The organism is Stieleria maiorica (genome assembly GCF_008035925.1).
Classification (GTDB): Bacteria; Planctomycetota; Planctomycetia; order Pirellulales; family Pirellulaceae; genus Stieleria; species Stieleria maiorica.
In genome coordinates this window covers 8,145,348-8,170,916 of record NZ_CP036264.1, presented here as the reverse complement: position 1 = coordinate 8,170,916, position 25,569 = coordinate 8,145,348, and the positions used below count along the sequence as shown (strand labels likewise).

The window sequence follows — 25,569 nt, the reverse complement described above, 5'->3', positions numbered from 1 at the left end:
CCGATGGCGATGCGGGCCGAATCGATGCCGGAGCCCGAATCGCCGGTCGCCAGCGCCGCAGCAGTCGCCGCTGAAAACGCTGGGGCGCGTCTGGACAGCTCCACACGCCCCTTCGAATTCCGCTCGGCCAACCCCGCCTGGCCCTTGGTGGGTGCCGACGACGGATGCCAACTTTCGGTCAGAATCCGGGCGTTGCCGCAACATGCCGACCGCGACTTGGTGTTGAGCTATGAATTGATTCGCGTCGATGACGGCGTCATGGTCGGTCGCGAACAAACTGATCTGCGACTCGATGCGTCGGGCGATTCGACGGCGATCGCGATCGCGGCGTCTTCACCCCGCATCGCCGGCGTTTATGAAATCCGTTGCCGCTTGAGCGAAAAAACCGATCGCATCTGGTCACGCCTGACCGGATCGGAAAATGAACTCGCGTCGGTGCAAACACCGTGGATGGTCTTTCAAGACCTCGGCGAACCCACGGAATCTGCAGCGCAATCCGGCCCCGCCATCGCTCCCCTTCAATGGCGGCAACGGGGACCGATCCGGCCGTTGGATCCGTCGGACTGGCAACCGCTGGGGTGGATGCCCAACGGGGCGACCCAACTGGTCCCCAAAGTCAAGCGGGTGAGCGAGTCGCTGCCTTTCACGCCGCGCCGTGCCGCCTCGGGGAACGAGCCGCACACGATCGGCCCGGGTGAATCCTGGATCGGGCTGCTGAGCGATTTGAACGTCCACCAGCCATATCAGTTGTCCCTCACGCTGACCGAACCGAAAGCCCCGTCGCCTCCGAAAACCGTCCGCATCGAATTCGCCAACCGTCCAGACTTTGATCCGGTCACCGATTCACTCTCGGTGCAACTGGGACGTCCGATGGATGTTTCCTCGGAAGACGATGCGGCCGTCATCACCCAACAGATTCTGCACTATGCCCATCGGGACAATGAGTTCGTCAGAATCACCAACGACTCTTCTGACCACCCCCTTTCGGTCGAATCGCTGGTGCTGGCCGAACAGGATGTCGACCGATCCGCGCCCCAAACGGCCCCACCGACACGCCAAGTCGCGTTTTGGGTCGAATCCACGGGCTGGCTCTCCCACCTGACCTCCGACCACGCGGACCAGCTGTCTCAAGGCGGGTACGCACAGTCCACAGTGTTGATGTTTTCCCTTTGGAAGGCGACATCACGGCTGGCCACTCACGCCGCCTGGTGTGGCTACGACAACGTCTCCGTTCCGATCGATCTTCACCAATGGGATTTCATCGCCGGCGGCCAGCCCGCGGACGCATCCGCCCCCGCCAAGCCGACTTGGATCGTCAAGACGATCACAACAGCAATCGAATCCTGGACCGCGCCGGGCGGGCTGCGGGTGCAGCCGCGTTTGACACATGGCCACCGATCGGTCTCGATGGAGAATGTGGACCGACAGTCGCGTCCGCACCTGTTGATCGGCGGTCAATCCTCGTTGACCTCGCCGGCTCGTTTTCTAGAGTCCTGTGTGCACGAAGGGTCTCGGGTCCTTTCGATCCGGACGGTCGAATTGCCCTTTGCACTCAATCGGTCCTTTCGCCAAACGATGAACCACTGCCGGGCAATCGCAGCGGATGCCCGACCGGTTCGGTCCGCGTCGAATTCCGAATCGGACTACGTCCACGTCTTGGTTTCCGAAGCATCACACAACCGGTCACCCGATCAAGCTTCGTCGATCGATCTGACCGTGATCAACACCGCTCCTTGGACAAGCCAAGTCAAATTGCGGTTTTCCAACGAACGGATCGCCGACTGCAGCCTTCTCTGCGCCGACGATCCGAATGCGATTCTTCGGCCGACCGGTGCCTCCGACTCGCGTTTGTTGACGCTCGCGCCGACCTCAATCGTGAGGCTGCAGGTGCGCGGCGAATCAGAACCGGTATCGCTGGCCGGGTGGTACGGCAGCATGGTGGGCGGCGATCAAACGCTCCAGCGATTGAAAGGACATGTCAGCGCGGTTGTCGGCAAAATCGGCACGCTCGCCTCGCCGGAAGACTACAACGAATTGACCAATGGCGGCTTCGAGATCCAAGGACAAGTCGGCATCGTCGGCTGGATGCACACTCAATTCCCATCCGACGCCGTCACGCTCGACTCCACCGAATCGATCGAGGGCAGCCACTCGATCCGAATGACATCCGACACGGCATCGGCAGGTCGCATCTGGTTGGTCAGCGAACCGATTCCCGTGCCGGCCTCGGGGCGCATGGCCGTTTCTCTTTCGGTTCGCGCCGGCAAGCGAACGGCGGACGCCAACCCGGCCGCGACCAACGTGCTGAAGTCGACAGCAACGGAGCCGCCGCCGAACGAACCACCACGTCACCGCGTACGCGTTTCCTTGGAAGGAAATCGGTTGCGAAAACCCGTGCGTTTTTCGACCGAATTCGACGTCCCCTGTGACGGACACTGGCAACCCAGGCACCTGGTCCTGGAGGCCGATCAGATCCATCGGGACCAGATGGAATCCGTGCGGTTGACGATCGATAGCCTGTCGCCGGGTAAACTTTGGATCGACGACATCCATCTGCACGACCATTTTCCCACCGAAGCAGAACGCACCGCGCTGCAGGAAAACGCGTTCCTGGCGATTCAGGGTCTTCAGCGAGGAAACTTGAAACCTGCGGCCGGACTGCTCAATAATGACTGGTCACGGGACCTGATGGCACGATCCGCGATGCGGCCGACCCCATCGCCGCGATCGACCGACCGAAACCCTCCGCCGGTTGCCGGCGTAGTAAAACAAACCGGGGCGGTCCCGGCGGACGAAGCAAGCAACTCCCGCATCACGTCACCCCCCCCCCAAAAACGGGAAAGTGTGGCTGACCGACTGCGTGACTGGTTGCCCAAACCGATTCGATTTTAGAGAGAACACGGGGCTATGTGGAAGCGTTTGATCAAACGGATGCTCTTGGTCGGCGCTCTCCTGATCGCCTCGCTCGGTGCCACCGCATTCTGGGCACATCGGGAAACAAAGAAGGTCCCCGAATTCTACGAACGGGCCATCGCCACACCCCCGCCACGGGATGTCGCCGAGTCGATCGAACAACTCGAGTGCGACGTCCAGCAACTGCAAGACGATGTCGCCCGGCCCGGAGCCTGGGAGGCTCGGTTCGCGGCCGAACAAATCAATGCCTGGTTGATCGACCAGTTGCCCAAACGGTTCCCCAGGCTCAAGGCCAAAGGGTTGCAGGAACCGCGGATCGTGATCGACGACGGGGTGTTGATGGCCGCCGCACGTTTCAAGGACCAACGCCTGGACGCCGTGTTGTCGTGCGAATTGAGAGTCCAGTTGACCGACAAGCCCAATCGTCTGGCCATCGCGATCGATCAGATCCGTGCCGGCGCGCTGCCGCTACCAGTATCCCAATTCAAAAACCGGATCAAATTGATCGCGTCGAAGTTGAACCTGAACTTGCAGTGGGAAACGCGTGACGGCGAATCGATCGCGCTGATAGACGTCCCCGAACAATACCCGCAACACACCGAGGGTGCATTGATCATCGAATCGATCGAACTTGGCGACCATCAACTGAAAGTCTCCGGACAAACCGGCGATCTGCAAACGTCCACGTTTTCCCCCCAAGGTGCGGTCTACATCCTCGCACAACTGGACGACGAACCGGAATCCGACAGCACCCATCCGACGCGCGATCCGAACCCCGATGGGTTGCCGGAACAGACCGCGCCACGCGGGTTGTAGTCGCGCGTCAGCGAGCGACAATGCCAGCGGGCGGCGTCACGGCCTGTTGATTTAGTGAGCCGACGGCGCTAGCCGCGGGCCTAGCGGTGCCAGCATCACCCTTCAAGGCCCGTGGCTAGCGCCATCGGCTCACTCTTGTTTCGGTTGCGAATTAAATCGACAGGCCGGTCAGCGAGCGACACCTGCATCAAACATCCACCACGAGCCACGTGGCTCACGTCACGCGCCGGCATCGACACATCAGTGACCGACCACCGTCGCATCCCACCACGTCGCCGCCCCCAATTCATCACGCTCGGTCGCGGAAAACCGCACCTCCGCCGCGCCTCCGGCAACGGCCCCGCCGGAGCCTCCTGCCTGAGGATTCGACCACCGGAGCACCGCTTCAAAACAGCGGTCCGTTTGCTGCTTCAATTCATAGTGTCCGGTCATCAGTTGCCGCACCGAACCGCGTCCTTTCCCGATGTCGCCTTCAAAATCCAAATAGCGCAGACGGTGATCGGCCAATCGCAGCGCCGGTGTCGTGACCGGAGCTCCACTTGCTGCGGCTGAAGCGGTCGAGCCGGAAAGCTGCTCAGCCAACCACGGTAACGGATCGGTCGCCCAGGTCCACACCCCCGCACCGCCCCGTTGATTCACGGACCGCTGGAACAACCAATCCCAATGCACCGGGCCGGCCGCAACCTGATGCATGACCGGTTCCGACTGCCTGGCGAAACCGGGGCCGACGGTGTGAATCAGAATCGTGAATCGTGGCAACGTGATGTCCATTTGCATCAGCGACCGGCCGCGCGTTTCTTGAGGTGTTTCTCCAACAGCACCGCGTTGCGTCGATTGGATTTCCAATACAAATCGAACACGTCGCCGGCGATGGGAACTGAACCCAGTGTCGCATCGACCAGCAAGTTCCCGCACATCCGAATCAAGACGCCCTTGGGAACCTTCATCCGTGCCGCCTCGGCGATCAACCAGACGCCCATCGCCGCCGTTGCCGCGTCGCCCAAGCCGGGCAAGAGCCCCAGCAAACTGTCCAGCCCGAACCGCAGCCGGGTTCCCGGCAGGGCGAATTTGTCGTCCATCAATCCGGCAAACTTGCGGACCCTTTCCAGACGTCGCTGAACGTCATCCCACTGCGACATCTCACGCACTCCCGTTCCTCGTATTGCCATTGCCCCAGACGACCAAGTTTACCTATAGCAACCTAAAACGATCGAGAGGGTGATTCGGCAAGGAGGCCGAAGTGGGGATCTTTTCCAAACGTCGACGAAAGAGCTCCTTCAGCAGTTCGAATCCGCTGCTGCGCTGGTTCGGCCCGGGCGCCACCACACTCGGTGTGTTGTACGCGGTCTACATGCTGCTGACCGGAGGCTTAAGTTTTTCCTCGCTGGATGGATTGCTGACCCCGGATGCCGCGTCCGAATTTCGTGGCGAAACGATTTCCCTGGGCGACCGAACCGACCGGCCGCCGGATCGCATTCGCATCGCGACCTTCAATATTGAACACTTCGCGGACAAAAAATCCAGCATTCGCACCAACGAGGACGGCGTCGATGTGTTGGGGACGATCGCACGAATCGTCAGCACCTTCGACGTCGTGGCGATCCAAGAACTACAGGGGGCCGACGGCATCGCCCTGCAGCGACTGGTCGCGTTGCTGAATGAATCCGGCGGAAGCTTTGCCGCGACGATGAGTGACCCGATCGGCGAATCCTACCTGGAATCATACGCCTTCGTCTGGGATCGATCGCGGATCAATCTGGTCCCCGGATCAGCCTACGTGGTGCAAGACCCCGGCAAACGCATGTACCGAGAACCGATGGTGGCGACTTTCGAAACCGTCGTCCCGCCCGATAGCGGACAACCGCCGTTTCGATTCACCATGATCAACGTCCATACCAAACCCGATCGCGTGGATCCGGACGATCAAGAAAGCGAAATCAATGTGTTGGCGGACGTCTTTCAACGGGTGCGGGATTATGAGTTCCAGCAGTACTCCGAAGACGACTTCATCCTGCTGGGCGACCTGAACGTCAGCGAAAAGAACCTCGGACGACTCAAATCGATCCCCGGCGTGCTCTCGCTGGCCGCCGACATCCAAACCAACATCAATCGCACCAAGACGAACGATCACATCCTGATCGACAGCAGCGTGACAGCCGAGTATTCGGGGCGGCGAGGCGTGATCGATCTGAAGGCCGACCTGGGATTGACCGAGCAGCAGGCCAATGCGATCAGCGACCACATCCCGCTGTGGGCCGAGTTCGATCTCTATGAACGGCCCCCCGTTCCCCGAGGCCCCGCAACGGCGACCGCCAGCGGCCCCGGAACGCGTCTGATTCAATAGACATCGTAACTTGGTGCATAGAGGGTTGCCCGCCGTTAGCCCCTCCCCCCTCGGAATGCCTGCGAAAACGGGGGGTAAACCCTCATCGTGGCCCTACAACCGCGACGTCCGTCATAACGTACGCGGGGGGGCGTCAGCCAAGAAACCGTTCTTCTGAGGAAACGCCGCTTTGCTGAGGCAAATTGACATAGCGTTTTGTTACCGCGTTGGATTCCAACGGTTCCCCATCATGACCCTCGAAACGGCAAACCGCGTGTGAACGTGGGACGCAAAGCCATGGGTCCGAAACGCATTTTCCGAATGCGATCGGATCGCCAGGCCACCGAAGGGGACAAACAGAATCCGACGCGTGATCCCTTCTTTTCTGCCTCGTCCAAACAGGGAACCGAAATGTCTCCATCCATCACACGATTCGGTGCTGCGCGCACCAGCTTGATCGCCGGGGGGCTGTGCTTGCTTGCCATGCTGCATGGCCAGGCGTTTGCCGAAGGCCCCGAACTCTTCATGGTCGAAGAGGATTGGGAGATGACCATCAACGATCCCGAGCCGAACATCAACTCGCCTCAAGTCGCCTTCTTTCTTTATCCCGACTCCGAACACGACGACTGCTACTTCCAGTTGCAAATGAACTACGCCGCCGAGGACAGCTATTCCAGTGGTGGATTTCGTGTCGGGGCGTTCTGCAACGAAATCCCCGTTGATGAAGAACGCAGTCCGATCCGTCAGTCACTCGCCTGGGACAACGACCACATCGAGTGGACCAGCGCGATGGCCGTCTTCAACGGGCAACTGATGTTCGCCGTCAAAGACGGTCACGGGATGCAATGGGGAAACTTCGGCGGCCCCGAGTACCTGGTGCAGATGGATGACCAGAACCTCCACTGCCTGGATCACTACACGCCCCAGAAGAGCCTTGAGTCGGTCGACATCGGATTCGGCGCCAATCGCGTCGCTTCGATTCGACTCAAGACAGTGCGATTGACCTACACCGACGGTCACACCACGACCATCCATGTCAATCAAGTGGCCCACTAGAAATGTGTGTCAGCTTGATTGTCAGGTAGCGGAATTCGCCAAGAGTTTCGGCCCTCCCGGCTGGACGCCGAAAGTGTTGGCGACTTCCGCTACCGTTCGACCCGAAATTTGAGCTGACATTGAAACTATGCGCCGTTCGGATCCCCATCGATCACTTCATCTTCTAAGGTCATCCCATGTTCCACACACAAACCATGAGCGACAACGCGTCCCGCTCGCGCGGCTGTTCAACCAAAACAAAAAACAATCGCTATCCGGCAGATCGCCGCAAGGGTTCGGCTCTGGTCTTCAGCGTCTTTTTGGTCGCGGGACTTTTGGTCGTCTCCGCGGTCGCGATCGACTTTGGACACATCAACGTCTCACGATCGGAAGTCAAGCGAACCGCCGATGCAGCCGCCATGTCGGCGTGTTGGGAACTGTTCGACGGTGTGGTCCAAGGCAACGATGCATCGACCGTGGAGTGTGACATCAACGACGCGGCCAGTTCGATCGCCTCGAAAAATGTGATCAGCTCTCGCGCGCCGACCTTGAACGCCGCCAGCGACGTCGAAATTGGGTTTTACGACCGCAACAATCCGGGCGTTCTGGACAACTCCGATCCGTCACGGTTCAACGCCGTTCGCGTCCACGTCCGCCAAACCGGAGCGAACAACTCCGCGATCCCACTGTTCTTCGGATCGGTCACCGGCCGGGCCGAACAGTCGCTGCAAGCGCATAGCACCGCCGCGCTGTTCAAGACCATTTCCGGATTCTACACGCCCAGCGATGCGGGTGAGACGCTGGACATCTTGCCCATCGCGTTGGACCTGGAAACCTGGGAAAAGGTCGTCGCCAAGGAGACCGAAGACAACTACAGCTACTCCGGCGGAACGGTTTCGTCCGGCAGCGATGGTTTCTTTGAGTGTTCGCTCTACCCGACCGGGACCGGTTCGCCGGGCAACCGTGGCACGGTCGATATCGGAGGTGCCAACAACAGCACCAGCGATATCAGCCGCCAGATTTTACACGGCATCTCCGCCCAAGACATGGCTGACTTCGGCCGCCCCCTGGAGTTCGATTCCAATGGCGAACTGGAACTCAACGGCGACACCGGAATCAGTGCCGCGATCAAAGACGAACTTGCAGACATCATCGGCCAGCCCCGGATGATCCCGATCTTCACCAGCGTGCACGGAAACGGCAACAACGCGATGTACACGATCGTCCGCTTCGAAGGCATTCGAATCTTGAGTGTCAAACTGACCGGCCCGATGAAGAAGAAACACGTCACCATCCAACCGGCCCCGATGGTCGCCCGCTACTCCGTCTTTAGGGAAGCCGCGATCGAAGAAAGCGAGTTTCTGTTCACTCCGGTCATGCTGGTCGACTAGCCGATCCGCAGCCCAATGAAACAACGACAACCGTTCGGGTCCACGTCGGCCCGAAGCATCCACTTCAACAACACCCTGAAATGTCAACCAATCCAGTGAAACATCGCCAACGCAGAAGGCCTTCGCGTCGCGGAGCCGCGACGGTCGAATTCGCCTTGATCGTCCCCGTCATGTTGACCTTCACCTTCGGGCTGATCGAAATGGGACGAATCAGCATCATCAAGGAGGCGGTCGTCCAAGCGTCACGCGAGGGCGCCCGCGTCGGAATCCGCCCCACGGCATCGATCGAAGACGTCCAAGCACGCATCGACGAAGAACTGGCGATCATGAACATCACCAGCGCAAATGTGGTCATCACGCCCTCGTTCCTGGAAGAAGCCGAACCCGGGGACGATATCCGGGTCCGCATCACGATCCCGATCACCGAAGTCAGCTACGTGCCCGGTTTCTTCGCCTTTGAGGGGATGGACATCGTGGCCGAAACCGTGATGCGTCGCGAAAGCACCGGCTGATGCGGGCAGTCTGCCAGCACGTCCCCCTGCCAGCACGCCGCGTAAGCCGGTGGCCCGTGATTGCGCCCCGTGCCGCTCGCTGACGCGTCCCGCTGGCATTGCTTTCCGCTGGCGGGGGTTCAGCCTTCGGGGTCGGCGAAGTAGCGATTGAGAAACTCTTTGCGATCGCCTTGTTCGGCGGCGAATTGAACCATCGCGTACAGCCGCTGTTGGTCGCGGCGTTTCTTTTCCGCCAGTTGATCGTCGACTTGCAACCTGGCCGGCAACGGCGTCAGGACTTCGAAACACTGCGGCGGCCGCGGGCCGGCCACGACCCCATGTCGATCCAGAATGGAGATCGCGGTGGCGATTCGGTGATCGTGTTTGCTGCGGCGCTGCAATTGGCGGTTCATCCATTCCAATCCGAACGCACGGCATTGTTCGCCATGCTCGGCCATCAACTGATACAGCCGGGTGTAGAACGCGGCATCGGGATTCGACCACTCGATGAACTGCATTTGCGTCATCAAGTCTTCTTGTGCGTACAACCACACGCAACGACTCGGTCGACCATCGCGTCCCGCGCGGCCGATCTCCTGGTAATAGGATTCGATCGATCCCGGGGTCTCGGCATGCACGACCAATCGAATGTCTTCTTTGTCGATCCCCATCCCAAACGCGTTGGTCGCTAACACCAGATCGGCATCGCCCGACATGAATTCGTCCTGCACACGCCGGCGGTGATGGCGGGGCAGATCCCCGTGGTAACAAACGTGATCGATTCCCTCGGCCAGCAAGTGGTCACTGAACCGCTGGAGCGTCTTGATCAACGAGAAGTAGACGATTCCGCTGCCAGATCGGTACTCGGGATCACGCAAGACCTCGCGGAGCTGAGCGAATTTTTCTTCTTCGTCGAACACCGGGACCACATCCAAATGCAGATTCGGTCGATCGATGCCGGCGTGGAACAATTTGATCTGCGATGCGTCGATCCCGATTTGCCGGTAGATGTCTTGGCGGCACTCGGCGGTCGCGGTCGCGGTCAGCGCGATCGTCGTGGGGTGATCGATCGACTCGCGGATTTCGGCCACACGCGTGTAGTCGGGACGAAAGTCGTGTCCCCACTGGCTGACACAGTGCGCTTCGTCGATCGCCAACAGACTGACGGTGCGGCGTGACAACGCCGCACGGAAGTCGTCTTTGCGAAAACGCTCGGGTGTGACGAACAGCAGTTTGTACCGCCCTTGGGCCAGATCGTGATAGCGTGCCAAACGCGTTTCACGGTCCAGAGACGAGTTGATAAAACTGGCGTCGATCCCGCGCCGCAGCATGGAATCGACCTGATCCTGCATCAGCGCGATCAACGGCGAAAGGACCAGAACGAGCGAACGATCTGCGTCGGCACTTGACAGCGCCGGAATCTGATAGCAGAGCGATTTGCCCATGCCGGTCGGCATCACCACCATGGCGTGCCCCCCGGCCAAGACGTGATCGATGATCTCCGCCTGTCCGGGACGAAAGTCATCAAAGCCGTAGTAGCGGCGGAGCAATTCCTTGGGGGGTGGCGCATTCATGCCAACATTCTTCACGACCAGGACCACTAGGGAACGGGGCAGCCAGCGTTTTTTTGCGTTGCGCGCCGTTATCGTTCATATTACCCCCTCACTCCTCTTGTCCGACCTCTCCGCTCCTCTTGGATGACCGCCTCGTGAACGACGAATCGATGATCGATTTTGAAGATCTTGACAAAGCGGAGGGCGAAACGGAACTTTCCCCTCCCGAACTCTTTGCGGCCAACCTGATCGAATGGTCGCTGGAACGACATGCCAGCGATCTCTTTGTCTCCGACATCGACGGTGCGATCCTGATCTCCGTCCGGCGACTGGGCCGAATCGAACCGGTGCGAAAACTCGCCCGCGACTACGGCCGTCGACTGCAAGGACACTTGCGGGTACTCGCCGGTGCCGATGCCGGCGAATCGGTCCGCCCGGTCGAAGGCCGCGGGAACATCACCACACCGGACGGCTCCAAGGCGCATCTTCGCCTCAGCAGTATTCCCACGTTGTACGGTCAAGACGTTTCGATCCGACTGTTTGACCCTGTCCGTGGGGCAAGACCGCTGGACCAGTTGGGAATGGATTCGGTCGACGTTCGATCGATCGAACATTTGATCGGACAACGCAGCGGATTGATCTTGGTCACCGGCCCGGTCGCCAGTGGCAAAAGCAGCACGCTGTACGCGATGATGAAGCGGCTGAATGATGGCACCCGGAAAATCCACACGATCGAAGACCCGATCGAGCACGCGCTTTCCGGGGTCATGCAGTCCCAAACCAACCCCCGCGTGGGACTCGGGTTTGCCGAGTTGTTGACCGTCGTGCTGCGGCACAGTCCCGATGTGATCATGATCGGCGAGATTCGCGATCGCCAGACGGCCGAGACGGCGATCCGCGCCGGTGCGAGCGGTCAATTGGTGTTGGCAACCGTCCATTCGACCAGCACCGCCGAAGCCGTCGACATGATGCTGCAATACGACAGCGACCACGTTTTTCTTGCCAACGCTCTGTCGGGCGTGATCAATCAGCGGCTGGTCCGTCGACTCTGCCCCGTCTGTCGCAAACCGGCCAGCGGCACCGACAACCGGGAGGTTCCCGAGCGGATTCGTTGTCGAATGAAAGACGCACAGCCGTCCATCTTTGATCCCTTCGGTTGCCACCTGTGCCACGAAGGCGGCTACGACCAATTGATCGCATTGCCCGAGATCATGCTGGTCGATGAAACAATCGAAGCGGCAATCGCCAAGCGAGTGAGCGCGACCGAACTGGAAATGATTTGCGCCGAAGACGGAATGCTCCGGCTAGCCGAAGTCGCGCACAGCTACGTCCTTCGCGGGCTCACTTCGCTGGACGAAATCAATCGCGCCGTGACCGACCCGCACATCGCCAGCATGCAACACCACAGCAAAAACGCAGGGTGACCTGCGTCCAGCTCCGCCGGTCTCATGAAACCGCTAGCGGTTCATTGCTCGGACTCGTCTTCCGCTTCGAGACGCGCCGGCGGTTCGGCTTCGGCGGATTCGGCTTCGGCGTTTTCCGATTCCTCACCGCCCGAACCGTTTTCTGCATCACCCTCGGCTTCCGGCCGGCCGCCGCCTCCGCCGGACATCTCCTCTTCATCGTAGGATGCGGGCGGTTCATCATCGGGAGCCGGCGCGATCGGGCGATCGGGTGTCACGATGTCCGCCGCTTCGTAGACGAACTTCGCGTGGCGATTGAACATCAAACTGTCGCCGTTTTTCATGTACACCGCGTACAGCTTGTGCGGTTTGACGATCAGCCCGCCCGGCCAATGGAACACCTCGACGGTGTAGCGGCCGTCCTTGAAGGTGTGGACAGGCTGTTTCCCGATCAGCTCTCGAACCTGCTCATTGGACAAGAATCCGGCTCCCTTACGATTGGCCGTCATGCTGGCATCGGTGATCTGATCGTAAGCGGCGTTGACCGCCGGCCGGGCAACCAGATAGTCGTACGCAAGTGCGGCGACCATCAATCCCAGCAATCCGTACAGCAAGATCTTGCGGCCACCGCCGCCGGAATCGTTGCGGGGCGAGGGTGCATCCTGTGATTCGGCTGATTCCTGGGGCGTCGCTGACATGAGAGGTGCCTTCGTGATGAATGGGGAAAAGAGGGGCGTCGATGATTGCCCTACGTTGTACTAAAGCTTTTCGGGGCGTGGGATCCGCGACCGCTTGGCGGCGCGATTAATGCCAGAAAAACCGAGCCGACACTGCCTCCCGGAATCACTGCCTCCCGGAACCACTGCCTCCCGGAATCACTGCCTCCCGGAATCACTGCCTCCCGGAATCACTGCCTCCCGGAATCACTGCCTCCCAGAACCACTGCTTTCCCCAACTGCAGTGCCCGCCGTCGTTCAACGCGTAAAAGACAGTCGTACCGGGCCGGCGGATTGCGAGATCATCGCGACGGGAGCCAGGGGCGTGGCGACATCCCAGCGTGCCGCCAGGTACCGCAGGTAGGTCGCCTGATCGACGTTGACGCCGTCCCCGGATTGGAAACTTTCCACCAGACATTTGACCAAGACCTTCAGTTTGGACTTGGATAAATGCGAGAGCGTTTCCACCGCATCGACCAGCAGTTCACGACAGATCTGATCCAGACTGCCGGCGTCGGAGAACGACAGCAACGGTTCGGCCCCCAAGTCATCCACCAACCTGGATGCCCCCGCCGCCAGACGACGCAGTTGGTAGATCGTCGCGAGATTGACGATCATGACGAACACGACCGCGCCGACCGCAAAACCGACCAGAAAGTACCAACCCACGATCGGCATCTGCTGAACGACCTCACGCACGTCACCAACCCGGGCCGCCTGAGAAACACCTTCCCATTGCTCGATGTAAACACCGGTCAGGACGTCTTCCTGCCCCGATGCCTGCCGCAACTCTTGTGGGATGAATTCATAGCGCATCAGATTGAGGTACGCATACACGCCGAACGCATACCCACAGGCGAGCCCACAAAACAGAAACGTTTGTATTTGGGCGATGATGCTGAAACACAACATCGATCCCCAAGACATCAGATTGCGCATCACATCGCCCGGAGCAAGAGTACTTTCGACCCACCGTGCGGAAGCTTAGCTTTCCGAACGCCGACACGCCGGTCGGCAAAACGAGTCCCGGGAATGCGGCGAAAGACGCATCACTGCGGTTGTAGTGGTCAGAGGGATTGCGCGGCGGGATCGGGCGGCGGGATCGGGCGGCGGGATCGGGCGGCGGGATCGGGCGGCGAGTCTACGTCACCGAGAGAGCGACGTCATCTCCGACGCGGCACAAAAAAAGGCGGCTCTTGCCAGTGAGCAACCCGACTCGTTCGAGTCCCGGTCCTTGCCCCGAACCGGGTGGTCGCGTTCACCGACGAAGACGCCGCCTTTGCCCCGTGCCCCGTTGCCCCAAGAGTCCAATGAGTTGCCGGTCTTCAACTTTTGCTAGCAAGCTCGTTCGATCGCTTGAACGTGTCGTGTCGGCGGCAAGAACGCCTGCCCCGCGTGCTCCGTGCGTCGCGACACATTCAACTCAGAAACAAGTAGGCGGCTCAGAGGAATGTTCCGGCGTTGCCGCCGGAACATTCTCCAAGAGCCCCATTGGTTCTGCGGATTCTTTCCGTGATCGAAGCCCCCGCCTCCGTGCTAAGATCCTTCCGGTGAATCAATAACTCCATCGATGGGCGGAGTATTGCAGAATCGCCCGGTGAAGAATTAGAGAAGAAACCGAAAAGCGATGTGGAAACCCGCAACGCGTCGGAAGGATCGTTTATGTATCCAGCATGTCCGCTTCGATCACCATCCGCACCAGGTCGACCACCGATTCGGCTTGCAACTTGGTATAGATCTCACTGCGTCGGTTCTCGACGGTTCGGACACTGACGTCAAGACGATTGGCAATCACCTTATTGGGTTTGCCGGCGACCACGTAGGACAACACCGTGCGTTCAGACGGTGTTAGTTCATTGATCCGTTCCCGAATCGCTTGGCGGTGCGCCTCCTCGACGCGCTTGCGCGCATCTTGGGCCAGCGCTTTGCGGATCGCATTCCAGAGATCGTCATCGACATAGGGTTTGTCCAGCAACGTGATCGCGCCACGCTGGATCGCCTGGACGGTGACCGGCGTTGTCGCAAACGCGGTCAAGACGATCACCGGCAACAACGACCCCATATCGCTCAGTTCCGCCTGCAACTCCAACCCGCTCATCCCCAGCATGCGGATATCGGTGACCAAGCATCCCGGTTTGTCCTTCGTGTAATACGCCAGAAAGTCTTCGGCCGACGCAAAGGCCATCGACTCCAAGCCCATCGAACTGACCAAGGCACAAACCGATTCCCTGGCGCGTTCATCGTCATCGACGACAAATATGACCTGTTGCTGCCAAGACATCGGATGCGTTCACCCCTAAACGACGGATGTAAAATTGAACAAGGTACCGTGAAAAGCCCGACTGAATCCCATTCGCAGGGTAACGGTATACCACCACGGGCGACGCCATGTAGACATCAGTGTCGAGTTTTTTGACCGAGTTTTCAATCTGTGGGCGCCAGTAGAGGGGGGCATCGCGATTCAACCACCTCAACACGCGACGCATTTGAACGAGGCACGCACACGTTGGCACGCCTCAGGTCAAGGTTGAATCCGCAAGTCACGCGGAGCATAATGAAATCTTAACATGCCGGAATACGCGCCGCTGATCGGCCCGAACGCCGCAGAAAATCACGCTACCGCGTCAGTCTCCTCTCTGTTCTCGCCGCAAACTGAACATTAATGCACTTCAAGGCATCGCACGACGCGATTCAATCGAGCCGCTCCGAGCTGAAATTCACGATCGATCCGCGGCAAGCGACTGCCATCACCGACTACCTGGGCGCTCGGCTCAGACCCGACCCCCATGCCGTCCCCGGCGGCTATCCGGTCTGCAGCGTGTACCTGGATAGTGCCGACGACCTGCTGATGCGACAGACCAACCAGGGCCTTCGCAATCGATTCAAGCTGCGGGTGCGAATTTACAACGATGACCCGCGGCAACCCGCCTACTTGGAAATCAAACGCCGCGAAGGCAGCGCGGTCAAGAAACAACGCTGCCCGGTCGATCGCACCATTGCCGCCACGATTCTATCGACACAGCAGGGCGCGGTCCGTCCGCCGGCGACGTCGGCGGGCGATCCAAAAACACAACAGCAGTGGCTTGCGTTCCAGGAATTCTGTCGCCTGCGCGACATGATTTCCGCGATCGGAACGACGTACGTGTATTACCGGCGAGAAGCCTTTGTCTCGCCGCACAACACCGATTGGCGAGCGACGTTTGACCGCCAACTGGTTGCCAGCCCCTACGTGCCGGGATCACCGTTACGAATTCCGACCGACGTGGTCCCCGCGGGCGGAGAGCAGACCGTCGTGTTTGAGCTGAAATTCACCGACCGTTTCCCCAACTGGATGCGAGATCTGGTGCAAACCTTCAACTTAGTGGCCGGGCCGTTCCCGAAGTACGTCACGTGTCGCCAGTGCATCACGCCCCAGCGCAGTGATGCGCCAAACGATTCGCCTGCAGTCGTGCCGAATCGGCCGTCTCCTATCACCACCGCCGGTGCGGTGCCATCGAAATTCCCGCAGCGGCGACGAACCAATCCCACGGGGCGATCTTGATGTCTCAGTGGATCGACAATCTTCTGCGTCATGATCGTCCGCCGTCGGCGGACTTTCAATCGATCGTGTTCGCCTTCCTGCTGGCATTCGTCATGGGCCAGATCATCGGCTGGGTCTATCAACGAACCCATCGTGGTCTGTCGTATTCGCAATCGTTCACCGCCAGCATGGTCGTGATGCCGGTGCTGGTGGCCATGATGATGTTGTTGATGGCCGACAACATGACCATCGCGTTCGGTTTGCTCGCGGTGTTTGCCGTCGTTCGGTTTCGCAACGTCCTCAAAGACACCCGCGATACGATTTTCGTGTTGTGGGCGATCGTCGAAGGCATGGCCGTCGGCACCGGACGATCGTCTTTGGCAGTGATCGGCTGTGTCTTTGTCGCCGCGCTGATGTTCTATCTGGCGATCACCCAGTACGGCGCCCGCACCAGTTTCGACACGATCGTCAACTTGATGGTCATCGACGATGCCGGCGAAATCAACGAGAGCATCGACCGCGTGCTGGCCCGACACAGCCTGACGACCCAGTTGGCATCGATTCAAGAACTCACCCCCGGCAATCTTGACGCGACCTATCGGTTGAGAATGCGAGACCCGTCCAAACGCATGCAGTTGGAATCCGAGTTGAGAGCGATCGACCAAATTGATCGCATTTCAATTTTCGTCCACGATGATGAATCGGAGGTCTAGCGCCGTCATGCATGACAACGCCGACCCGATTCCCGTTCCCTGGTCCAATCGCATCCGTCTGTTATTGACCCAGCAGCTTCAAGGCTGGCTATTTGTCGCAAGCGTGATCGCGGTGACCGCCCTCTGGTTCGGCGACCGTCCACGCCTGGTGTTGCCGGGACAAGTCGAAATGGTCCGCGTGGTCGTCCCGGCGTCGCGAGACGGCATCCTGACAACCACGCAGGCCCCCCTGGCCCGGTTTGACCGAGTCCGCCAAGGTGTCACGCCGCTGGCGCAAATCGACGTCACCGATGCCCTGTTGGAAATGCAAACGCTGACCGCCCAGCGGAGTCAATTGCTGGCCGAATTGGAATCACAGCGACAAACGATCCGTCTGGAAACCATGCGCTGGCGATGGGAATCCGATCAAGAACGCCGTCAACGCGTTGATCAATCGCTGCAACGTGAGCGCACAAGACAATCGGCACGAGAACACGTCGACCAACTGACCAGCGAAACGAACCGGACGGACCAGCAAATCCGCGCCCTCGCCGTCCGCCGCCGCGAAAATCAAGCCTCCCTCCGTCAAGCCGAAATCGCCGTCCAATCCGCCCTCACACGGCGTGATCGCGTCGACCGCATGATTCGATTGCGGCTCAGCCCGGCGACAGAGCGTGAAAGCATCGCCCGGGAACTCGCGCTGCAACAGACCTCACTGCACACGGCACAAGAACTCGAAACGATGCTCGAGAACGACGCCGCTGAATTGGATCAACAATTGGCTGCGACAAGCAAACGGCTTGCCGATGCCTCCGAGCAGCTGAAAACGCTGCAAGACGATTCGTCCATCGACATCGCATCCGAACCTGCAGTCGACATCGATGATGCGTCCCAAGGGGTCGACTCCCAAGCGATGCTCGAACCCTACGTCCAAGCGATCGCCGCCCACGATGCCAAGATTCGTGAATTGGCCAACCGGATCTCGGCGAACGAAATCCTGGCCCCGGTCAGCGGCACGGTTGCAGAAATCCACCAGCGACCGGGAACCTTTGTCCGCCGCGGCGATCCCCTGATGACCATCGCATCGGATCAACGTCGTTGGATCGTCGCGTATGTTGACCAGGCCGATCGAGCCAGCGTTCAATCGGAAACCCCGGTTCAAATCCGCATCGACGGGACCGACACCTTTGTAACGACATCGACGATCGCGGAGCTGGGCAATCAATTCGAAAGCGTCCCCATCCAACTGCGTCGGGACGCCAACGTCGACCAGTGGGGCGTGCCGATCAAAGTCCCGATCCCTCCGGGAATCCCCGTCACACCCGGCCAGCGCGTCGAATTGCTGATTCAATAGGCCTCGCCGCCGGTCGCGTCGAGCCGTAGTTTGGATCGCAACACCGCACAGCGGTATTCCAAGTCCAACTGATCGCGGCGGTGATCCAAGATCGCTTGCTCGATTCGAAGCACCTGCTGGCCGGTCAACACGTCTTGCGTGTCCTGGGCGCGAAGCACACGTTCCAGTTCGGCAACGATCGAGTCCACACGATCATGTTCCAGTTGTGCGGCAATCGATTCCAATTCACGATAGTCGCGCGCGAGCGCATGAATGATTTGGTGACGTTTCAGTCGCGACTGGTCCTCCAACAGTTGGGCATTGATGGATGTCGCCGCGACGCCGGCCCGACCGTCGTCGTGAATCGGCAGATCGGACTGAAAGCGGACGCCCACGGTATCGTCATTGCGTCCGAGGCGGTCCTGGTAGCGCGGCCCCATTTCCATCGACAGTGGCGACAACCGAGCCTGTTGGTGCTCGATCCACCCCCGGCGTGTCGCCCAATCGGCCGCAAGCAATTCTTCTGATGCCCCGATGGCGGCGTCGATCACGTCTCTTAGCGGTGGCAAGGAAGCCGAGCACTCACCCAGCAGTGACTCAACCGACAGCGTTTGCACCTCCTCCAGTTCGGTTTGCGGATCCATCCCGATTGCCTCGGCCAGACGGTTGCGGGCCAACGACAAACGGCGTCGGGATGTGAACCGGTCTTGGGCCGCCTGCCGGACTGCGTTTGCGGCGTTGACATGGTCGACCAGATTCTCAGCCGCGTCGCCTGAATTCCTGCCGGGTGCCAAAAGCGCGTGGCGTCGCAACGCCAATTGGTAGGCTTGCCGGTCCAATTCGGCTCTCGCTTCCAAGAAACTCAAATCGATCGCCGCCGACAACGCATCGTCAATCACGCTGCGCAAGGTCTGCTGATAGGAAGCGTCCGCCCGGGCCACTTCTGCCCTGGCAGCGCGGACCCGCAATCTGATCGCCGGTGTTTGACCGATCGGAAACGTCAACCGCGTGGACAGCTCCGTCGCGTCCTGGTCGTCGTGGACGGGCGTATCGAGATCCAGAACGAATTCGGGGTTCTGACGGGACGCGGCAAGACGCACCTGCGACTCGGCCTGATCAATCAAACGCTTGGCCGCAATCACCCGAGGGTGTCGCAACCGGGCCTGCGCGACCACCTCCTCAAGACTCAACGCGTCGGAGACCGGAATGACAGCTTCCTGGTCGTTCTCGTGGTCGCCCTCGATCGCGTGATCCGGTTCCGGACCATCGTCCGGCGTCTCGACGGGCTCGGCATGTTCGACCAATCGGATTTCCGGCGTCTCGTCGGTCGCCGGGTCGAGCGCAGGATCCGCGACCGTTGTCAAATACGTCGCCAGGTCATCTGCGTCGCTGGTTCCCGACACCAAACGGGCACAGCCGACACCGCACGCGCACACGACCACTGCCACCAGGGCAGAGCCGGCTGCGATTCGATGCGTGGGGAAAGAAAAACCCAAGACAATGACATTCGCCGGGGATTAGTCGGGCGGATCGCGATGAACTTTTTTCCAATGCTGGAAATCAACGTGTTCGATACACCAGCAACTCGGGTGGGGTCAAGACTGGAAAACCTTGCCGATTCCACAGCTTGCAGCGACTAAAGAAACTTTAACGATCAGCCGGATTGAGTGCCGATACTGCTCCCAGAGCCTTGCCGCAAACCCATTCCCCAACGCACCCCCGCCATGATCAACTCGGCTTTGATTCGAAACGCGACCGTGGCGTTTGCGACGATTTTACCTCTACTCGTCTTTCAGGTCGTCAACGCCGCGGATCGTTCACGCATCGCAACGCGTCCGCTGCCATTTCATGCGACGAGGGCAACGCCAGAAAGACGCGGACATTCCATGCATGGATTCCCACCCGAATCGCCGGTCTGCTGCGATGCCGCGTGGTGCTCGGACTGCGATACACGACAGATCCGCCCACGACAGCGAGCGACTGAATCCTACTGGGTCGATGTTGACTATTTGAATTGGGATTTGCGGGGAATCGATGTTCCCGTGTTGGTTTCGACCAGCCCATCGGGAACACTCCAAGAGGACGCGGGGGTACTGGGCGACGCATCAACAAGCGTCCTGGTTGGCAATCGCGCACTCGCCGACGGTGAACAGTCGGGCGGAAGCGTCTCGTTGGGTTTTTGGTTGGATCGCAGCCAGCAAATCGGACTGGAATACACGTACACCGGACTGGGGGATCACACCGAGTCATTCCGGGCTTCCAGTGATTCGTCGACCATCCTGGCGCGGCCTTTTTTCAATGTCGCGGAGCACCGAGAAGACGCCAGATTGCTCGGTTTTCCGAACACGCTGTCGGGCGATGTTCAAATCGACGCTTCCACGGAGTATTTCGCACAAGAGATCCTGCTCCTGTACCCCGTTTCACGCCATCGTCGCTGGCAGATCAACTTTGCCGCCGGTTACCGCACCACTGAACTCAACGATTCATTGGCGATCAACGATTCATCGCTGGTGCTGTCGGGGATCACGGCGGGCACGTCGATCAATATTTCGGAGCAGTTCGAATCACGAAATGAGTTTCACGGCTTCGAAGGCGGACTGTTAACGAGGATTCAGTTGCCACTTGACTGGAGGTTGGAGATTGACGCAAAAGTGGCTTTCGGAGAAACCGATCACTCCAATCGCATGATTGCCCGGACGGTCACGACAACGGCATCGGGGCAATCCGCTTCGAGCGAAAGCGGATTGCTGGTGCAGCCATCGAACCTCGGCACGCACGCGACGTCCTCCTACAGTGTCCAACACGACTTGGCGATCATGTTGCGTCGGAACCTAGGCTGGGGTGTTTCAGGGAACATCGGGTATTCGATCCATCATTGGACCGATGTCACTCGTGCCGGAGATCAGATTGACCGACAGATCAATCCGACTCAGATCCCTCCCGGGACTCTTTCCGGTGCGGCCCGCCCCAGCGTGAACGAGGTGACGAGCGACTTCATCGCACAGGGTCTGACGGCGGGAATCGAGTGGACTTGGTAGCCGAGCGGCACGATCGGTTGCCACCCTAAGGTGTGATAAACCCTTCCGGCGCTTTGCCGCGATTGGTATTCACGAAATCGCGAATCGTGGATGGAGCGTACTGATCGAGCGTGAGCAATCGCGCCCAGGAGGCAAGGGCAATCGCGTCGTCGTTGGCCGCACGCGGCGTCAGAATCACGCCGACTCCGTTGCCATTGGCGTCGCCGGTTCCGTCGCGAACGAGTTGCTCCAATGCGGCGATGTCGGCGGTAGAGATCAGGTTCGGGTTGTAGCTGATCCAGACGTGACCGTGTTCGAGGTTATGAATCAGATCTTCGTCAGGCTGCTCGGTCGTATAGATGCCTGTCGGACGCGGCGTGATTCCAGGATTGGAATCTGTACCGTTGGGATCAAACCCGTGGTGGTCACCGTAGGTCGGTGGGTTGGAATGGTTTGAGTAGTCGATCTCGCCGTCGACATGATTGGCGGTGATTGCCGGTGCCCCGGCGACAAGGTCGGTACGTGTCCCTAACAGACTCGGATCGGTGAAGGAGCCCGTCGTGACTGAAGCGAATGCGGTTCCGTCGTCGACGGGCGCCACCCTGATTGAAACGCTGGCCGCGCCAGAGGTTGCGATCCCATCGCTTGCGACATAGGTAAACGAATCGGTCCCAAAGAACGCTGCGTTCGGCTGATACGTGAATGATCCGTCCGAATTCAACGAGAGCGTCCCGTTGCTCGGCTGCGTCACGAGTTGGGCGGTCAACGCGTCGCCATCGGCATCGCGATCGTTGGCAAGCACCCCACCGGCCGCATTGATCACCAGCGACGTGTTCTCGCTGACTTCATACGAATCGCCGTCGGCGGTGGGAATCTGGTTGGAATCCGACGGATCGGTGACCGTGATCGTGACCGTGGTCACCCCGGAATCGGATCGGCCGTCTCCGGCCCGGTAGGTGAAGGTGTCCACGCCGACAAAATCCGTTTCCGGAACGTAGGTAAACGCTCCGTTGGAATTCAGCACGACCGTTCCGTGGTCGGGTTGCGAGACGATCAACGCGGTCAGCGGATCACCGTCCCGGTCAAAATCGTTTGCCAACACCCCAGCGTTTACACCGACACTCAACGGCTCATTGACATCCGTTTGATAGCTGTCGACCTGAGTGAGAGGTGGCTCGTTCACGTCAACAGGTGCTTGCTGACCGCCGGATCGTATCGACTCGGCCAACGCGAAATGCCCGTCCAATTCCTCTCCCAATGCGATCGCCCGGCGAACCAGTTCCGATTCCGGCGGAGACGACGCAAAGAACCAGCCGATGGTGATAAACTCCGGACGCATCGCTTGCTGGGCGAAGGGATCCACGTTGACGGTCGCACCGTCTTCCAATGTTAAACTTCTGACCGCGACATCGGTCGCCGACTCGACCGCCCGCATCGCCCGTTTGCTGATTCGATACTCCCCGTGCTCAAGTTCGTCAAACGCGTAATTGCCACGATTGTCGGTGATCGCCGATCGGCTGACCGCCCCGTCGCCGGAGGACAAATCGACCACGACGCCGGGAACGCCCGCCTCCACGGCGCCACGACTGCCATCGCCGTCAGAATCCCAAAAGACATTTCCGGTGATCACGCCCGCGGCGTGTAGCAGTTGCCGCCGCTCCAATCGTTGCATCAAAATCGAGCGGCGCATCCTTTTCTCTGCAGTCATGTTCAACGGTCTCTACGGTGCATTTTCGAGCGGGCCTGGAATTCGCCACTCCAATCCTGCTTACGCGTCGCAATCTGTCAATTCGATGATTTCAAGATAGCCAATGTTCCCGTGGATTCATCGATTTTGGGACAGAATGGTCAACTGGGCGCGATCGTGACCGTTTGTCCTCATTGCGGCCGAATCGCTTCTCGACGCCGGAATCAGCATGGATCGGGAGCAAATCGCGAGCCATGTTCTATCGCGAGCGGTTTGGCGGCCCCTGTGGTATTCACGCTTTCTGGCCGCTGATGCTCGCCCTCGATCGTCCCGACGCGTCCCACCACCGGCAAGAACAACAGATGCTCCGAAACCGTCAGCCTCTCCAGCACTCTGATCCCATCGACACCCACCAGAAGGCGTTGGACGTCAACCTGGATCCCCGTCGCTACGGCACCTTTGCCGAAATCGGCGCCGGCCAAGAAGTCGTGCGTTGGTTCTTCCGCGTCGGTGGCGGCGCCGGCACGATCGCCAAAAGCATGTCGGCTTATGACATGAAGGTCAGCGACGCGATCTACGGCCGCGCCGCACGCTATGTCTGCCGCGAACGCTTGCAGGCCATGCTGGACTACGAACACAAATTGAACTTGGACCGATTGAGCGACGTCCGCGGCGAAACGACGACCTTCTTCACCTTTGCCGATACGGTTTCGGCGCGAAACTATCACGGCACCAATGCCTGCCACGGTTGGATGGGCATCAAATTCCAAGCCCACCCGCAAGACGACGACAGCCAGATCATCATCCATGTTCGCATGCTGGATGACGAAGCCGCCCTGCAACAGGAAGCCCTCGGAATCGTCGGCGTCAACCTGGTCCACGGCGCGTTCGCCTTACACCACGAGCCGGAATTGCTGGTCGCCTCGCTGCTGGACGGATTGTCGACCTCGCGGATCGAGATCGACATGATCGAATTCTCGGGCATCGCCTTTCGACACGTCGACAATCGCCTGATGAGTCTGAAACTGGTCGAACTGGGACTCAGCGGCGCCGCCATGTTTGCCGCCAGCGGAGAAGTGTTGCAACCGTCGGAGTTCTTTTACCGCAAAGCCATCCTGGTCGAACGCGGGAGTTTTCGCCCGGTTTGCAACGTCAACCTGGACATGCTGCACAGCGCCGGCCAGCAATTCTCCAAACACCCCAACGTCGTCGGCAAGGAAGTGGTTCCCGTGATGGAACTGACGATGAACAACTTGAAAGCCGCCGGTGAGATCGACCTGAGCGACTTTCTGGCGCGGGCCGACGTGATGGCCGCCTGCGGAATGCCGGTGATGATCTCCGACTACTTTCAGTACTATCGACTTGCCGCTTACCTGTCGCGGTACACCAAAGAAAAGATCGCGATCACGATGGGAGCCGGCAGCCTGCTGGAACTGTTCGACGAACAATACTACACCGGACTGCAAGGCGGCATCCTGGAATCCTTCGGACGCATGTTCAAGAACGGATTGCAGGTCTACTGCTACCCCATGCTAGATGCCGAGACCGGCGATCTGATGACCTGTGACAACATGAAAATCGATCCGCAACTTCAACACCTGTTTGCGTACCTGCGTGACTGCGGTGGCATCATCGACGTCCAAAACTACGATCCGGCCTGCTTGAAAGTGCGTTCGAGAGACGTGCTGGAAAAAATCAAATCGGGCGATCCGGCCTGGGAGTCGATGGTCCCCGAGGCCGTCACCGAAGTGATCAAACGCAAGTGCTACTTCGATTACGAACCCTGCGAGGCGCTGGAAGGCATTTGAAGCTTCCTGCCGACCAGCCCCGTCGCGCATCCGAAGAAATACGATCGCCGGCTGGGATCCAATCCGGCCTGCTGAAACGCCGAAATTGCACTCTGGCAATCTCCGAAGGCGACGGTGTAGACACCCAGCATGCGATAGTTGTCGGGATTGCCCATCAAGACCCGACCGATGATCGGAATCAGCGTGTGTAAGTAGAACAGGTAGGGCACACGGAGCCAGCGTGCCGGCGGCACCGAGATCTCGATGAAGGAAAACGAGCCGCCGGGTTTTAGGATGCGATGGACCTCGTGTGCCAATGCAACGGTCTGTTCGTGCGAAAACGTCTTCAACCCGAACGACGACACGACCACATCGACCGACGCATCCGGGATCTGGCTGCCGAGCGCATCTTCTTCGCGAACGTCTAAATCGCAGCCGAGTCGTCCGTCGTGGTTCTGTCGTGCCTTGCCACACATGACCGGGGAGTTGTCGACCGCGACGATCTTGCCCCGTGGACCGATTCGTTTGGCGATCGCAGGGCAGAGTTCGCCCATGCCGGTCATCAAGTCGACCACGGTCAACGACTCGGCATACGATACCTGCTCGATGCACTGCCGTCGCCAACGACGACAAAAACCGAATGACGAAACCAGATTGACGATCCCATACGTCGCCGACATCTCGTTGAACAGCTGACGAACAAACATCGGGTCATAGATTTGTTGCGACGGCACAGGATTCCCCCACATGACACTCGGTGATTCTGGCGACTCGAGTTCCATCGACTCCTCATGCGATCAGCCCCTGAACACCCGCCATCGTCATCATTCTGCCCCCACATCATTCTGCCCCCACATCATTCTGCCCCCACATCATTCTGCCCCCACATCAT

21 protein-coding genes and 1 riboswitch are annotated in these 25,569 nt (G+C 59.5%); of the genes, 12 read left to right on the top strand and 9 right to left on the bottom strand.

The window, feature by feature from the left end:
* The first annotated feature begins 3 nt into the window (after positions 1-3).
* Complete coding sequence (locus Mal15_RS27770) at positions 4-2,892, top strand: hypothetical protein (RefSeq protein WP_147870735.1); 2,889 nt, start codon at positions 4-6, stop codon at positions 2,890-2,892.
* Positions 2,893-2,907: 15 nt separating this feature from the next.
* Positions 2,908-3,729: a hypothetical protein gene (locus tag Mal15_RS27765; RefSeq protein WP_147870734.1), complete on the top strand. Its 822-nt coding sequence runs from the start codon at positions 2,908-2,910 to the stop codon at positions 3,727-3,729.
* 240 nt (positions 3,730-3,969) lie between these two features.
* On the opposite strand, the gene Mal15_RS27760 is transcribed toward Mal15_RS27765, so the two are convergent.
* Together Mal15_RS27760 and Mal15_RS27755 are read right to left on the bottom strand one after the other, a co-directional pair.
* A complete protein-coding gene (locus Mal15_RS27760; protein ID WP_147870733.1) occupies positions 3,970-4,506 on the bottom strand; it encodes a hypothetical protein in 537 nt (178 codons plus the stop codon).
* Positions 4,506-4,868: a DUF4112 domain-containing protein gene (locus Mal15_RS27755; RefSeq protein ID WP_147870732.1), complete on the bottom strand. Its 363-nt coding sequence runs from the start codon at positions 4,866-4,868 to the stop codon at positions 4,506-4,508. Before Mal15_RS27755 ends, Mal15_RS27760 begins: the two co-directional genes overlap by 1 nt.
* A gap of 101 nt (positions 4,869-4,969) precedes the next feature.
* Here Mal15_RS27755 and Mal15_RS27750 point away from each other — a divergent pair, with 101 nt between their 5' ends.
* From Mal15_RS27750 to Mal15_RS27735, 4 genes are all read left to right on the top strand, one after another.
* Positions 4,970-6,073 (top strand): exonuclease/endonuclease/phosphatase family protein, encoded by a 1,104-nt coding sequence (locus Mal15_RS27750; RefSeq protein WP_147870731.1) that lies wholly within the window; start codon positions 4,970-4,972, stop codon positions 6,071-6,073.
* Between the two features lie 233 nt (positions 6,074-6,306).
* Positions 6,307-6,400: riboswitch (cyclic di-GMP riboswitch) on the top strand.
* Between the two features lie 63 nt (positions 6,401-6,463).
* The gene (locus tag Mal15_RS27745; RefSeq protein WP_167547092.1) at positions 6,464-7,108 is read left to right on the top strand and encodes a hypothetical protein; all 645 of its coding nucleotides are present in this window, start codon (positions 6,464-6,466) and stop codon (positions 7,106-7,108) included.
* Between the two features lie 176 nt (positions 7,109-7,284).
* A complete protein-coding gene (locus Mal15_RS27740; protein ID WP_233903072.1) occupies positions 7,285-8,478 on the top strand; it encodes a pilus assembly protein TadG-related protein in 1,194 nt (397 codons plus the stop codon).
* Positions 8,479-8,558: 80 nt separating this feature from the next.
* The gene (locus Mal15_RS27735; protein WP_147870729.1) at positions 8,559-8,990 is read left to right on the top strand and encodes a TadE family protein; all 432 of its coding nucleotides are present in this window, start codon (positions 8,559-8,561) and stop codon (positions 8,988-8,990) included.
* 119 nt (positions 8,991-9,109) lie between these two features.
* Here Mal15_RS27735 and Mal15_RS27730 read toward each other — a convergent pair whose 3' ends face one another.
* The gene (locus tag Mal15_RS27730; protein WP_147870728.1) at positions 9,110-10,543 is read right to left on the bottom strand and encodes a RecQ family ATP-dependent DNA helicase; all 1,434 of its coding nucleotides are present in this window, start codon (positions 10,541-10,543) and stop codon (positions 9,110-9,112) included.
* A 134-nt stretch (positions 10,544-10,677) separates the two neighbouring features.
* Between Mal15_RS27730 and Mal15_RS27725 the strand changes: the two genes are divergently transcribed.
* Positions 10,678-11,946, top strand: a complete 1,269-nt coding sequence (locus tag Mal15_RS27725; RefSeq protein ID WP_147870727.1) for a GspE/PulE family protein — start codon at positions 10,678-10,680, stop codon at positions 11,944-11,946.
* Positions 11,947-11,987: 41 nt separating this feature from the next.
* On the opposite strand, the gene Mal15_RS27720 is transcribed toward Mal15_RS27725, so the two are convergent.
* The 3 genes from Mal15_RS27720 to Mal15_RS27710 form a co-directional block, all read right to left on the bottom strand.
* Positions 11,988-12,623 (bottom strand): hypothetical protein, encoded by a 636-nt coding sequence (locus Mal15_RS27720; protein WP_147870726.1) that lies wholly within the window; start codon positions 12,621-12,623, stop codon positions 11,988-11,990.
* A gap of 276 nt (positions 12,624-12,899) precedes the next feature.
* Positions 12,900-13,580, bottom strand: a complete 681-nt coding sequence (locus Mal15_RS27715; RefSeq protein ID WP_147870725.1) for a hypothetical protein — start codon at positions 13,578-13,580, stop codon at positions 12,900-12,902.
* A 721-nt stretch (positions 13,581-14,301) separates the two neighbouring features.
* Entirely contained in the window at positions 14,302-14,922 is a 621-nt protein-coding gene (locus tag Mal15_RS27710; protein ID WP_147870724.1) for a response regulator transcription factor, read from the bottom strand.
* Positions 14,923-15,303: 381 nt separating this feature from the next.
* On the opposite strand from Mal15_RS27710, the gene Mal15_RS27705 reads away from it, so the two are divergent.
* Genes Mal15_RS27705 through Mal15_RS27695 form a run of 3 tightly spaced genes read left to right on the top strand, consistent with a single transcriptional unit; the run spans position 15,304 to position 18,207 of the window.
* Positions 15,304-16,182, top strand: coding sequence for a polyphosphate polymerase domain-containing protein (locus Mal15_RS27705; RefSeq protein ID WP_147870723.1), 879 nt, complete (start codon positions 15,304-15,306; stop codon positions 16,180-16,182).
* The gene (locus Mal15_RS27700) at positions 16,182-16,874 is read left to right on the top strand and encodes a DUF4956 domain-containing protein (RefSeq protein WP_147870722.1); all 693 of its coding nucleotides are present in this window, start codon (positions 16,182-16,184) and stop codon (positions 16,872-16,874) included. The genes Mal15_RS27705 and Mal15_RS27700 overlap by 1 nt, the downstream gene beginning before the upstream one ends.
* A 7-nt stretch (positions 16,875-16,881) precedes the next feature.
* Positions 16,882-18,207: an HlyD family efflux transporter periplasmic adaptor subunit gene (locus Mal15_RS27695; protein ID WP_167547090.1), complete on the top strand. Its 1,326-nt coding sequence runs from the start codon at positions 16,882-16,884 to the stop codon at positions 18,205-18,207.
* Here the strand turns inward: Mal15_RS27695 and Mal15_RS27690 are convergent.
* Positions 18,201-19,682, bottom strand: a complete 1,482-nt coding sequence (locus Mal15_RS27690) for a TolC family protein (protein ID WP_167547089.1) — start codon at positions 19,680-19,682, stop codon at positions 18,201-18,203. The genes Mal15_RS27695 and Mal15_RS27690 overlap by 7 nt on opposite strands.
* Before the next feature lie 390 nt (positions 19,683-20,072).
* Between Mal15_RS27690 and Mal15_RS27685 the strand changes: the two genes are divergently transcribed.
* Positions 20,073-21,224 carry a BBP7 family outer membrane beta-barrel protein gene (locus Mal15_RS27685; RefSeq protein ID WP_167547088.1) on the top strand — a complete coding sequence of 384 codons (1,152 nt, stop codon included), beginning with the start codon at positions 20,073-20,075 and terminating at the stop codon, positions 21,222-21,224.
* Between the two features lie 25 nt (positions 21,225-21,249).
* Here Mal15_RS27685 and Mal15_RS27680 read toward each other — a convergent pair whose 3' ends face one another.
* The gene (locus Mal15_RS27680; protein WP_147870718.1) at positions 21,250-22,911 is read right to left on the bottom strand and encodes an Ig-like domain-containing protein; all 1,662 of its coding nucleotides are present in this window, start codon (positions 22,909-22,911) and stop codon (positions 21,250-21,252) included.
* A gap of 341 nt (positions 22,912-23,252) precedes the next feature.
* Between Mal15_RS27680 and Mal15_RS27675 the strand changes: the two genes are divergently transcribed.
* Entirely contained in the window at positions 23,253-24,698 is a 1,446-nt protein-coding gene (locus Mal15_RS27675; RefSeq protein WP_147872596.1) for a TonB-dependent receptor, read from the top strand.
* Here Mal15_RS27675 and Mal15_RS27670 read toward each other — a convergent pair.
* Positions 24,665-25,384, bottom strand: a complete 720-nt coding sequence (locus Mal15_RS27670; RefSeq protein ID WP_233903071.1) for a class I SAM-dependent methyltransferase — start codon at positions 25,382-25,384, stop codon at positions 24,665-24,667. The genes Mal15_RS27675 and Mal15_RS27670 overlap by 34 nt on opposite strands.
* Positions 25,385-25,569 lie beyond the last annotated feature (185 nt).

Bases quoted from the DNA above. Each gene is read 5' to 3' on its own strand.
- Mal15_RS27730 (WP_147870728.1), bottom strand. From the start codon at position 10,543: ATGAATGCGCCACCCCCCAAGGAATTGCTCCGCCGCTACTACGGCTTT.
- Mal15_RS27685 (WP_167547088.1), top strand. From the start codon at position 20,073: ATGCATGGATTCCCACCCGAATCGCCGGTCTGCTGCGATGCCGCGTGG.
- Mal15_RS27765 (WP_147870734.1), top strand. From the start codon at position 2,908: ATGTGGAAGCGTTTGATCAAACGGATGCTCTTGGTCGGCGCTCTCCTG.
- Mal15_RS27735 (WP_147870729.1), top strand. From the start codon at position 8,559: ATGTCAACCAATCCAGTGAAACATCGCCAACGCAGAAGGCCTTCGCGT.
- Mal15_RS27700 (WP_147870722.1), top strand. From the start codon at position 16,182: ATGTCTCAGTGGATCGACAATCTTCTGCGTCATGATCGTCCGCCGTCG.
- Mal15_RS27705 (WP_147870723.1), top strand. From the start codon at position 15,304: ATGCACTTCAAGGCATCGCACGACGCGATTCAATCGAGCCGCTCCGAG.
- Mal15_RS27770 (WP_147870735.1), top strand. From the start codon at position 4: ATGGCGATGCGGGCCGAATCGATGCCGGAGCCCGAATCGCCGGTCGCC.
- Mal15_RS27760 (WP_147870733.1), bottom strand. From the start codon at position 4,506: ATGCAAATGGACATCACGTTGCCACGATTCACGATTCTGATTCACACC.
- Mal15_RS27670 (WP_233903071.1), bottom strand. From the start codon at position 25,384: ATGTTTGTTCGTCAGCTGTTCAACGAGATGTCGGCGACGTATGGGATC.
- Mal15_RS27680 (WP_147870718.1), bottom strand. From the start codon at position 22,911: ATGACTGCAGAGAAAAGGATGCGCCGCTCGATTTTGATGCAACGATTG.
- Mal15_RS27745 (WP_167547092.1), top strand. From the start codon at position 6,464: ATGTCTCCATCCATCACACGATTCGGTGCTGCGCGCACCAGCTTGATC.
- Mal15_RS27720 (WP_147870726.1), bottom strand. From the start codon at position 12,623: ATGTCAGCGACGCCCCAGGAATCAGCCGAATCACAGGATGCACCCTCG.
- Mal15_RS27710 (WP_147870724.1), bottom strand. From the start codon at position 14,922: ATGTCTTGGCAGCAACAGGTCATATTTGTCGTCGATGACGATGAACGC.
- Mal15_RS27755 (WP_147870732.1), bottom strand. From the start codon at position 4,868: ATGTCGCAGTGGGATGACGTTCAGCGACGTCTGGAAAGGGTCCGCAAG.
- Mal15_RS27715 (WP_147870725.1), bottom strand. From the start codon at position 13,580: ATGCGCAATCTGATGTCTTGGGGATCGATGTTGTGTTTCAGCATCATC.
- Mal15_RS27675 (WP_147872596.1), top strand. From the start codon at position 23,253: ATGCTCCGAAACCGTCAGCCTCTCCAGCACTCTGATCCCATCGACACC.
- Mal15_RS27740 (WP_233903072.1), top strand. From the start codon at position 7,285: ATGTTCCACACACAAACCATGAGCGACAACGCGTCCCGCTCGCGCGGC.
- Mal15_RS27695 (WP_167547090.1), top strand. From the start codon at position 16,882: ATGCATGACAACGCCGACCCGATTCCCGTTCCCTGGTCCAATCGCATC.